At 61.6% G+C, this 10,594-nt stretch carries 12 protein-coding genes; 8 read left to right on the top strand and 4 right to left on the bottom strand.

All coding sequences use genetic code 11. The annotated features are described in order from the left end of the window. Positions 1–49 precede the first annotated feature (49 nt). The gene (locus ACODTJ_RS21575; RefSeq protein ID WP_488850011.1) at positions 50–1,105 is read right to left on the bottom strand and encodes a hypothetical protein; all 1,056 of its coding nucleotides are present in this window, start codon (positions 1,103–1,105) and stop codon (positions 50–52) included. Further along, entirely contained in the window at positions 1,102–2,286 is a 1,185-nt protein-coding gene (locus ACODTJ_RS21570) for a hypothetical protein (RefSeq protein WP_488850009.1), read from the bottom strand. Before ACODTJ_RS21570 ends, ACODTJ_RS21575 begins: the two co-directional genes overlap by 4 nt. A gap of 185 nt (positions 2,287–2,471) precedes the next feature. Between ACODTJ_RS21570 and ACODTJ_RS21565 the strand changes: the two genes are divergently transcribed. From ACODTJ_RS21565 to ACODTJ_RS21555, 3 genes are all read left to right on the top strand, one after another. Further along, positions 2,472–2,645 (top strand): hypothetical protein, encoded by a 174-nt coding sequence (locus ACODTJ_RS21565; protein ID WP_488850007.1) that lies wholly within the window; start codon positions 2,472–2,474, stop codon positions 2,643–2,645. 132 nt (positions 2,646–2,777) lie between these two features. Further along, positions 2,778–3,287 carry a hypothetical protein gene (locus ACODTJ_RS21560; RefSeq protein WP_488850005.1) on the top strand — a complete coding sequence of 170 codons (510 nt, stop codon included), beginning with the start codon at positions 2,778–2,780 and terminating at the stop codon, positions 3,285–3,287. Between the two features lie 376 nt (positions 3,288–3,663). Next, the gene (locus ACODTJ_RS21555) at positions 3,664–4,452 is read left to right on the top strand and encodes a hypothetical protein (RefSeq protein WP_488850003.1); all 789 of its coding nucleotides are present in this window, start codon (positions 3,664–3,666) and stop codon (positions 4,450–4,452) included. Here ACODTJ_RS21555 and ACODTJ_RS21550 read toward each other — a convergent pair. Next, on the bottom strand, positions 4,429–5,553 hold the full coding sequence (locus tag ACODTJ_RS21550; RefSeq protein ID WP_488850001.1) for an RNA ligase family protein: 1,125 nt from the start codon (positions 5,551–5,553) through the stop codon (positions 4,429–4,431). The genes ACODTJ_RS21555 and ACODTJ_RS21550 overlap by 24 nt on opposite strands. Before the next feature lie 137 nt (positions 5,554–5,690). Between ACODTJ_RS21550 and ACODTJ_RS21545 the strand changes: the two genes are divergently transcribed. Then, a complete protein-coding gene (locus ACODTJ_RS21545) occupies positions 5,691–6,515 on the top strand; it encodes a hypothetical protein (protein WP_488849999.1) in 825 nt (274 codons plus the stop codon). Here ACODTJ_RS21545 and ACODTJ_RS21540 read toward each other — a convergent pair. Beyond that, a complete protein-coding gene (locus ACODTJ_RS21540; RefSeq protein ID WP_488849997.1) occupies positions 6,512–7,372 on the bottom strand; it encodes a hypothetical protein in 861 nt (286 codons plus the stop codon). The genes ACODTJ_RS21545 and ACODTJ_RS21540 overlap by 4 nt on opposite strands. A gap of 207 nt (positions 7,373–7,579) precedes the next feature. Between ACODTJ_RS21540 and ACODTJ_RS21535 the strand changes: the two genes are divergently transcribed. The 4 genes from ACODTJ_RS21535 (at position 7,580) to ACODTJ_RS21520 (ending at position 10,482) form a co-directional block, all read left to right on the top strand. Next, on the top strand, positions 7,580–7,978 hold the full coding sequence (locus ACODTJ_RS21535; RefSeq protein ID WP_488849996.1) for a hypothetical protein: 399 nt from the start codon (positions 7,580–7,582) through the stop codon (positions 7,976–7,978). A 41-nt stretch (positions 7,979–8,019) separates the two neighbouring features. Then, the gene (locus tag ACODTJ_RS21530) at positions 8,020–8,325 is read left to right on the top strand and encodes a hypothetical protein (protein WP_488849994.1); all 306 of its coding nucleotides are present in this window, start codon (positions 8,020–8,022) and stop codon (positions 8,323–8,325) included. A gap of 120 nt (positions 8,326–8,445) precedes the next feature. Beyond that, positions 8,446–8,763, top strand: coding sequence for a hypothetical protein (locus ACODTJ_RS21525; RefSeq protein ID WP_488849992.1), 318 nt, complete (start codon positions 8,446–8,448; stop codon positions 8,761–8,763). Positions 8,764–9,087: 324 nt separating this feature from the next. Beyond that, entirely contained in the window at positions 9,088–10,482 is a 1,395-nt protein-coding gene (locus ACODTJ_RS21520) for an AAA family ATPase (protein ID WP_488849990.1), read from the top strand. Positions 10,483–10,594 lie beyond the last annotated feature (112 nt).

The following is a 10,594-nucleotide window of genomic DNA, read 5'->3' as shown; positions in this document are numbered from 1 at the left end:
CTATCAGTGGCTTACCGGGATTATGATTACACTTCCCGGTTATCCATATCTAGAAATTAAAGCTGGCGAGCTCGGGGTCGTTCGCGGAAACCAGGGAAAGGTCGTCCGGGCTGTTCTCGGACGCGAATTCGGCGAGCGTGAAAATCCGAGATACCACCGTCAGCTGGTCACGGCTGAAGTTGCCAGAGGCTGTGACACTGTCGAGCAGGTCCTTGGCTTGCTGCAACAGGGAATCCGGTTCCCGGTTCTCCATCGCCAACAGTCGACGAAGGCGAACGACTTCCTTGCTTGCTTCAGGATCCGCCGGCCCCCTCACTTCACCTGGAAACCTCGGCGGCTTCATGGGAGCCGACTTCAGACGGAACTCAAATTCGGCAAGCGCTGCCCCGATTGCGTGCCGCGCCTGGTGGATGGATGCCGGCACGTCATACCGGTCGATTTCGATCCAAGCGTTTTCCGTCAACGTGGCCTTCGGAACGAGGTTCTCCGCAAGCAGCGCGAGATCCTTGGCCTGTTCATGGTGGGCGACATCGAAGAGGAAGGTCACGCGCTCGGTCGTGTCACCCTTTGGCAGGCCGAGAGTGATCTCGCCACGGGGATCCAGACCGCCGGAGGCCAGGAATGCCCCGCCTCGCAGCTCGACGCTGACTGAGGGCGCGGGCGCGCGGGTATGCAGGACACCATCGACGAGCAGCAGCTCGCTCGCCGTCTTGATGAGCAGCGCTTCCACGCCGTCGCGTGTGTTGCTGTGGATCTGGCGTGCCTTCGCAGGAAGGACACCGAGCACCTCGTCGTCATCGTCGGGGAGCTGACCGGGGAAGTCTCGCTCGATGACGTTACTCAGGTACGAGGTCGCCGCTCCGGAACCAGATCGGGTCCAGTCCAGGCATTGAAAGAGGTGAAGACCGTGAAGCCGGCGAGAGAATTCGACCCGTCCGTCCCGATGACTCGGAAGATAGGCGCCGCGGATGACTTCGGGCGCCTCGTCGGAAGCAGCTTCATCGATCTCGACGTCGAACACCTCCCGGATTGCATAGGTACGCGGATAGCGGCCGTTCCGGATGTCGCATTCGACGTGATAAATGGCAGGGATCGAGATCTTCACATCGGCACCAGGTGAGCGAGGTCAGGCTCTTCGCCCTCGACGAGAGCGGCCTCGAGGCAGGCTTGATCGACGGCGGCGGTCGTCAGATCCGCGCGCAGGTGGGCAAAGTTCGAGAACAGACGGTGATGAGCGCTGTAGCCGTTCCAATGCTGCTCGGCTGCCTTCTCCAGCAGGCGCGCCGCGCGGCCGGCGGCGTAGGTATTGCCGGCGATGATGTCATTACGCGCTTCCGCTAGATCGGCGCCGAGCCTCAGCGCTTCCGGCGAGAGGTTCGCGGAGCCAACGAACGGGCCACCGAGACGGCCGAGAAGCATGTCCATGGTGCGATTGATAGCAGCAAGAGCCGCGACCCGTGCCTCGGGAAAGCTCGGGGTGACATCATAGCGGTCGATCTGTGGTGACAGCCGATTGAGGACCTCGACTTCGATGCCAGGCATCGCCGACTTCGCCTTGCGGCCGATGAGGGCGACGAAGTCGAGCGCTTGCTCGTAGCGACCAATGTCGAAGGCGAAATCCAGGTTCGTCGTAACCGGAAGGCTGGAGCGATGGAAGGCCTCCAGCTTGATCTTGGAGTCGCGTTCACCGAGCGGGCATTGCAGCGCCGCCGTCGTCGAGATCCCGATCGCCGGCGGGAGCGTCTGGAAGTGGACCCGGTCGTCGACCAGCACGAGGCGGGTGAACGCGTCGCGGACCATCTGGGCCATCGCATCGCGGCCGTCATGGACGATCCGTTCGATACCCGCGGGCCGCTCGTCGAGGATCTTCGGCTTGTACAAATCATCGCTGCCGGTCAGGCCAGCGAGGAGCTTCGCCGTGTTCTCGGGATTGTAGAGCCGCCTGCGCAGGGCTTCCCCGGTGTAACCCTCGGACCAATCCCAGCCTTCGCGGCGGTCGTGCTCTTGGTGCTCGTAGGCGGACATCGCCGGCGTCGCGTGGACGTGCATGACCTCGAAGAGGCGATCGCCCACCAGGCGGCGTTCGAAAGGCTGATGTTGCCTCATAGTCGGGCCGGGGAGCCGCTCGGCGGCCTTGAAACACCCTGCGATGACGACGGGCGCATCAGCCTCGCCATACGCTGCGATCTCGACCGTGACGCTGTCCTTCATGAGGACCGTCTTCGGAACTCGACCTCGAGGCTTGAGGTAGGCGAGTTCGTAGGCAAACGGGACGTCGAAGCGCATGGCGGAATCCTTCCGACGCTGAGGGTCACCCGAGCGCGTGCATGGGACAAGCAGGCTCGATGAGAGCTGGGAGCAAATCGTCACCCACCATTTCGGATCCGCGCCACTTGCATATCGTATAAACGATATCACATGATAGAGCTTATCAGCCAGCGGAAAGCCGGCGCAACTGGATGGAGCCCGATTTGCAGATCGAACCTATGGATACGGAAACGTTCTTCAAAACGCTCGAAGATCAGGTGGAAGGCGCCGAAAACGGCCTGTGCCCCCGAAGGGAGAACACCGAAAGCGAGCGATCTGCCTTCCTGCAAATGTGGATGAAGCTGACCGGTCGAGACCCTGCGGACTACGAGCCCTGATGTTCAATGAGCGCTTTGCGGTGCTTTCGGTACAAGTTCGATCATGCGGAACAGCCGAAAGAGCACATCGCGCTTAAAACGTGTGCAGCACCAACGGTGCCAATCAATTCGTGGCGATCGGAGCCTCAGACAATGACCAAGGATCACGATAAGGCGCAGGCGATTGCCTTCGCGCGCGGGGAACTGGAAAGCCTCGATGAGAAACTGGCTCCACTACTGGCAGAAAGGAGGGCGGTCTCCGCATACCTTGCTCGACTTACGGGAGAGGATGTCCTCTCGGTCGATGAGCCTGATTTGCCCCCAAAAGCGGGAGATCAATCGGGGATGAAGCCAGTTCCTGTCGCCGGGAATCCCGAGATTAAGGCTTATCACAGTCGAGCATTCAATAAGCGGACTGTGGACGAGGCGATTGACATGATACGGGCGGCGGGGCGGCCGCTATCCGCGCCTGAGATCAATCAAACTCATTCCGCTCGCGCCCTAATCCCGACGGAGATGCTCTATCGGTTGATGTACAATCGCGTGGTCTCCGGTGTGCTGATGACGATCAATGGTGCCTTCTGGCCCGAGGGTGAGGACTTGCCGGCTGGCTACGATATCGCATCAGCCAAGCGTTCGAACCGGATAACGGGTGGGCAGTAGGCGAGCCCTTTGCTCCTCCGGAAACAACATTTCGAGCCCCGCCAGAAGGCGGGGCTTTTTGCTGCGTGCTTGGAGAACCTATGCCAGCAGCGAAGGTCGCCCGAGCGCGTGCTCGCGCCGAGCATGCATCGCCACCGGTGCTTATCCCTCTATGGGTGGAGCGCCGGGGTCACCGGAGTCGACTGAGGCTCCTTCGCCCAGGCTGTAGCCGGGAGTGGATGGCAATCCTTTCGCAGGCCTGGCTAGCTTCGAGATGGAACACGGTTGACAGCATGTGCTTGCACGTTGCGCCAAACCAGGCTCGAAATGGATAGACGGCGGAATTCTTGTTCAACCCCAATGTCGTAGACCGCTTGAATTCAGTTCAGAGGCGCGCTTGAAGGAACTAAGGGACTACCTGAGGTCGGAAGCGGGTCAAACCGCGATAGCGAAAATTTGGGAAGAAAATCGGCGCTCGATCGAAATGATCTCTCAGTCCGTGACGGGCATTGGTCCGATCTTTGTCGATAATTCGCTCCCTCCTTTGCGCGTCGACAAGGGGGAAGCGCTTCAGCAGCAACCAGCAGATCACGGCGTGCGTCCCGGGCAACTGCTGGGAATGACTGTCGAGGAGCTTAAGGTAGCACTGGCTGGTCCGTGGCCTCCAACCGCTAAAGACTTCGCTTATGAGATCACTTTTCGGGGGCAGATCCTTCGCAAGAGCGAAATGTTTGGGCGCGCGAGTGAGCTCGTTTCAGATGTGGAAGTCCGCTTGAGAAATGTCGTCGCCTATAAGCTGGAGGCGGTAGCGGGGCCGAAATGGCTGAAACAAAGGAGCGGCAGCGCCATATTCGGCCGGGTAACGCAGCTCAAAGCCGCAGCTGTCAAACGTGGTACTGTCGACGTACGCCCGCTAGCATACGCCACCCTCGGGGAATTGAAGGAGATTATCATCCGGAGGGACAATTGGAGTGAGTGCTTCTCGGAGGTTTTCGGCGATCAAGACGACTTCAGGCTGAACTTGGGGAGGTTGATATTCCTTAGGAATGAGGTCGCGCATTCGCGACCTATCGCTCATGACGAATTCGTTGAGCTACTCACCGTTTCGAAGCGCATCATCCGCCTCATCAACGCAGATAGTTCTAGAAGGCGGGCTGCAGAGTTACTTCAGGCCATAATTGGTTGAATAAGCGTTCTCACTCTCCGCCAGCTCATTCGGCGTGATCTCCGCATGCATCCAGTGCTCGCTGGTGTTGACGTGGTTAGGGCGCACCCATTTCGCGACGTGCTTGCGGAAGTCCCGATACGCGAACCCAGCGGCGGTCCGGATCACATAGCCCTCGCGTTGCTGCAGCGGCCGGCCTGAGGCCTCCGCCTGGGCGATGTCGTGGGCGAGGTAGGCCTGCCAGGCTTCCTCGATTGCCTCGGGATCGTAAGGGCCGTCGTAGATCACCGGCACCGGCTTGACCGAGAGCCCCGCGCTGCAGCCGATCAGGTCGAACCACTCCAGCGTCTCGTCCCAGCTGAGGCAGAAGTTGCGCTCGTCCCAGATACCGAAACCCTCGAAATACGAAGGCAGATCCGAGTAGGCGATCGAATGGCGGGCATAGGTGCCCTCGCCTACGACCCGCCATAACTCCGGGATGTCCCACCGGATGGCGCTCCAATAGGCCCGGAGCCAATCTCGGGACGGGTGGTGCCGGCTGTCCAGGGAGCGCGCGTGCGTATGATCCCGATAGAGCGAGCTGCATTCGCCGTCGCGCTTCTCGGTCATGATGACCCGCTCGCCCTTGAAGGTGCTGAGGTCCTTGAGCATGCGGTCGCCGCGGCCAAGCCCGGGCGACCCAGGCATGTGCCAGGTCTTCGGATGCTTCACATGCGTCCGAAACAGGCTGAGTACACCGCCGGCGGCCAGCGCTTTCTGAACCGGCTCCTCGTCGAAGAGCTCGCCCCGAAGGCGGGATCCATTCGCCAGGATCGGGTTGCCCCATTTATCGACGATTTCGTCGTCTTCGAACTGCGGCGGCTGGACCAAACGCTTGATGCCGAGCCACGCGCGCAGCTCGCTCGGCGAGATCGTCGTGTACTCCGCAGCAAGGTGATGGTCCTTGCACAGCGGTGCGCCGTTTTCGAGATAGTAGCCGCCATCAGTGAAGAGCCGGCGCTCAATGATGTGGTGCGCGGCCGTGGCTGCTTCCTGGCACCCAGGCGCGCAGCAGCAGCCTCCAGTCCTCGCAAGGACGGCAGCGCTGAATTCGTCGCGCGAGAGCAGGACAGGCGGCTTCATGACGACAAACTATGGGGTCCGAGCTGCAGGAACAAGGAAAGCTCCCGAAATTCTGGTGGGCGGAGGCGAAATTGCGGTGACGGCGCCGTGATCGGGTGTGTAGATGTTTGGGTAGATCCGATGTTTGAGGAGTCGATATGTCCCGCGTAGCCAGCGCTCTGAAGGTCCTGTTCTCGGATTCCGGGTCAAATACGGTGGTCATCGCAGCGCTCTTGCCGGGTCTCTACAAGAGCATTGCGCAGCTGGGCTCCGAGTTCGGGCTTCTCGATGCTGGCGGTTCGATCTTCGAGCAGGTCATCTGGTCGACGATCCTCGCTGCGGCGGCCTTCTCAGGCGGGAGCACGAGCCGGGCGCCGACGGTCTTTTGGTCATGGGTGGTCGGGGTCGCGGTGCTCCATCTTCTGATCGCCGTCAACACGAGCGGATTGGGCGCGATGATCTCGTACGCCTTCGCCGCCGCGGTCCTCATGGGAGCGCTGTCCGGCCGGCTTTACACCACTGCCATGCACGCGCGATCACTGCCGGGCTTCGCGGTCGGCATCCTGGGAGGAGCCGTGGCCGCGAGCTTCGCGCTCGCGCCAATGTGGAATATCGCGAGCCGGTTCCAGGAGGAGGCCGTCGCCATAACGGCGGCAGGAGGCCGCCTGTTCGATGACTTTGGCGAACTTTCGAAGCACGGCGCTCCCGAGCCGCGCGCTCAATTTGCGGCATTGAACCGTTTTGCGCAGGCGATTGTGACCTCGCCGTTCAACGACCAGGCCTCGGTGCTCCGCCGGCACATGGATTTCGACTCGTTCGAGAAGGCGCGCCTCGGGGCAGTCGAGTGCAAGGGGGCTGACGCCAGCGTCCGAGCGACCTGCTTGGAGAAATTGGCTGGCCTGGAACGCGAGCTCCACGGGCCGGCCGACACTCGAACCGCAGTGCTCTTGAAGACTGTTAGGATTGCGCTCGGAAAGGCCTAGGACGCCACGACACGCGCGATCGAGACATCGAGACCCAGCGGACGAGCAACGCTCCGCACCCAATCGGCCTGGTTGCCGTGAAGTCGGTCCTTGGCTTTGACCTCGACGAAGCGCAGGCCGTCGCCGCGCAGCGTCAGGTCGAAGTGCCCGCTGAACACCATCGCGCGATGCACGTATCGGTGTTCCAGGCAGCGCAGGATATGTTCGGAGCCGACGGTGGCGATATAGGTCTCGATCTCCTCGATCGGCGCCTTCAGAAGGCCGAGGTAATACGACTTCCGTGCCTCGTAGACGGCGCGCAAGTTCGCGAGCACCTCTCGGGCCGAGACCAGCACTTTGGCCGCATATTCGGGTCCTGGCTGATGCTGCCGTTGGTTGGTCTCATCGAACCCGAGCCAATGGCCGAAGTGCTTCTGGAAGACCTGGCCGTTCATCAGGTTGATGCCGTTGAGCGCTTTGCCCTCGGTGGCGGTCCCTGAATAGCCGCGCTCTCGATAGTGAGACAGGGCGAGGTCCTCGACTGTCCCGGTCGAGCCGTCGGGAAGCACCCACATGCCGCGAGCCGCCCTCGACGGTCGTCCCGCGATCTCCTCGATCTCCAGCCCGAGCATCGCCGCCTGTTCGGACAGGCTCAACTCCGCAAAGCAGCCGCCGGCGACGCGATACATCTTGTCGATGGTCTCTGGCCGCGTATGCTTCCACCACTTTCGATCGGTCCAGAACCATGCCTTGGGATCGACGAGGATCGTCTCAGTCTTCGGGTTGACGAAGAGCTCCGCGAGGTCCTCGTCGTCGAAGCCGATCTCCCGCATCAGGGCGCGCGTCGGCGCCAGGTCAGGGATCTCGTGGGTCGGCATCACGCTCCGGAGACCTGATCGGACCAGGGAGAGGCGAGAGACGGCATGAAGGCAGGAATCGCAGGCATTCGCGACAGGACGCCATCCGGTGGATGAGCGCAAGCCCGGCGTACACAAGCAAGGATCGGTCATGCTATCCAATCAGGGCGCTGCGATCGCTTCGCCGCTGTGAGGAATGCGATGAGCAACCATCCCCGGACAGTCTCGATGGAGTTCAATATCGCCGATCTGGCGATGATGGCGCACGCCATGAGAATAGCCAGGAACTCTCAGTTCGGCACCCGCAACCACGTCGCGCGAGAACGTGCCGACGCGATCGCCAAGCAGATCGCGTCGGCGGCGCCGACGGTGTCGCGCTACTTCGATGATGCTGTCTTCTGCGAGCTCGTGATCGCGGTCTACGAGACCCCTGAACCGACGGTCGAGATCGAACGCCCGTCATGGCGAACCTGGGGGAAAGAGGGTTTCATCACCGTGACGGCCGGCGAGCGGAAGTACCGGTCTGCGAACTCGGATCACATCCCGGAGTGCGCTGCCCTGGGTGAAATCCGCGACTTTATCGCGGAAATCTCCCCTATCGCAGCGCCGGCCAGCCCAGCGTTATGAGCTCGATGATCACCAGGCGCGAACTCGAAGTGCTGAGGATCATGGCCGCGGCCGAGGCTGAAGGCCGCTTCGAGGAGGCGGAGATCGTCACCGCCGGCCGCGAATGCTGGCTCGACGTCGTGCTCATTTCCAAGAGGACGGTGCTCGGCCTGCTCCGCTGCATGGCTGTCAGCGTCGAGAGCTCGGGCGGCGCGACCGAACGCTACACCATCAACGCGGCCGGCCGAGCGATTGCACGCCGCCCGGAGCTCGCTGCTGAAATCCAGGAAGCGGTGCTGCTCGGGCGACCGTTCGAGATCGAAGACGATCGTGTTCGCCTCCTACCAGAGATGGGCGCCGCGCCTTGAATGAAGGAACTCGCCCGTGGATATCGAAGCCGAAAAATAGAACAGCGTATACCATCGTGGTACTGAATTTGATGCCGCCCCCGGGGCTGCAGGTAGGTTGAGCTCTGAAAGGACTTTGATATGACGACGATTCTCGGGATGCTTTATATGGCGCACGCCGTCGTCGTGCTGTTTTTGTTGGCGGGGAACCCGGATCCCAAAGTTCTCCTTGTCGCGCTGGTGCTGACATTCGCGCTGTCCGCGGCGTGGGTCGTCGTGGCATCCGATGCGCGAACCGCCAGGTTGGGCGGGAAGTCATTTGGTCCCCTCAAGTCGGGAGCCATTGCTGCGATCATCTACGTGACCATTTTGGGAGTGTACTTTATCCCTGGTCGGACGCAGACCACGGCCCTGAATGGTTCGAGCGGTCAGTCCTTGGTGATCGGTAGCACGAAGTGACCCGAGCCAGACCAGAAGTCGGAACCGCTCGCGCGCCCGACCGGTCTTGGTGAGCCAACCGCGGTTTCAATCGGATGCTGGGGCACGAACGTGCCGGGCTGGCCCGCGTGGCTGATCGACATTCAAGGTCCAAGTGATCATGGAGCGGCCTTTCGAGATCGAGGATGACCACGTTCGCTTCCTGCCGGAGGCGGGCATCGCGCCCTGATCAAGGATTTCCTCACTCGATTCCTGCGGTCCCTAAAGATCGAGCGAATTCAATTCATCTGGATTTAAGCGGACGGCCTGTACCGTCGCGACAGCATTTTGTGGTGCAAGGTGGTAATGGTGGTTGGTGGTGAGCTCGGATTTCTCGCGTCGTGGCGCCTGCCGGACGCGTTCACGACACGCCAGATCGACAACGTCTTCGATTGGATGCGGACGCGTGCAATCGAGCGCGTGCCGGGTCTCGCCCGCACGCTTTTCGTTCCCGGTAAGCCGCCCAAGGATGTGGCCTACAGGGCTGCATCGGAGCCTACCAAGATCGGGTTGAGCGTCCTCGCCTGCGACGAGATACGCACCTGGATGTGGCTCGCGGCTCAGAAAGGTCATGTTGAAGCCATCCAGCAGATGGTTGTCATCACCCAGGCCTGCGCGCTATCGAAGGAGTTCGCGGAACAACGGCTGACGCTGGACAATTTGTCTTCCGAGTGGCTGGAAACCCTCGGGCGCCTGACGGATTCCGGTCAAGGTACGAAAAGCATGGCGGACAAGCAAAGCTCGACCCTCGCACCGGCCGTCGAAGACGTCGAAGAGCTCGAAGAAATCGGGTTCGGGACGACCGTCATCACCAAGATCGGGGATCAGGAATCCCGCGAAGGCGGCGAGATCTCTAAGCGGTACCGAGCTCTGATCGGGCGCAAGCTGCCGTTCCTCGGCGAACTTCCCGAGCCCCGTCGCATCGGCGACGCTATTCGCCAGCGCTGGCCCTGGGCCGAGATCGCTGCCGAACGCATCGAGAACCGATTTGCCGTGCTGCGGGCTGCCGAGGGTGATCGTCCGATCACGCTATCGCCTATGCTCTTCGTCGGGCCTCCAGGGTCCGGCAAATCCACGCTGGCGCGCTTTGTCTGTGAGGCGACCGGACTGCCGACCACGGTGCTCCCGCTTGGTGGTGTGGCTGACGGTGCCGGCATATCCGCGGTGACGCGCAGCTGGGCCACGACGCGCCCCAGCGCGATCGTGCTCGGGATGCATGAGCACAACTGTGCCAATCCCGCCTTCGTGCTCGAAGAGATCGACAAGACCTCGCGCTCGACCAGTGCGAATGGCAGCGCTGCCGACGCTCTGCTGCAGTTGATCGGCTCGGGGACCTATCACGACCTCTGCCTGATGGCGCCGGTCGACATCTCGCATGTGACCTACGTCGCCACGGCGAACGATCTGAGGACGGTGCAGCCGGCTCTTCGCGATCGGTTCTCAGTGGTTCAGGTTCCGGCGCCGCGCGATCAGGACTTCGAGATCCTGCTCGACAACGCGCGCGAGGATTTCATGATCACGCGTGGCATCCGGCCGACGCGGATGCCGCATCTCACCTCCAAGGATCTTCACGCCCTTCGCGCATGGTTCGCTTCGAATCGTTCTGCGCGGTCCTTTGCTGATGCCTACGAGACCTTGGTCTCGGCCGCGATCGCCGAGTTCGAGAACGCGGCGCCGGAGCCGGGAATGCTCCCGCACTGAAGGACTGAGCCGCAACGGAAGCTCAGTCCTTCAAATATCGTTAGAATCTGGTTGACACTCCTTGAATGTGGGCTGCTTATTCAATGCGTCCTTCATGGCCGCGCTGGATTGG

Source organism: Allobosea sp. FG18 (genome assembly GCF_057809495.1).
This window is presented reverse-complemented; position numbering and strand designations above follow the sequence as displayed.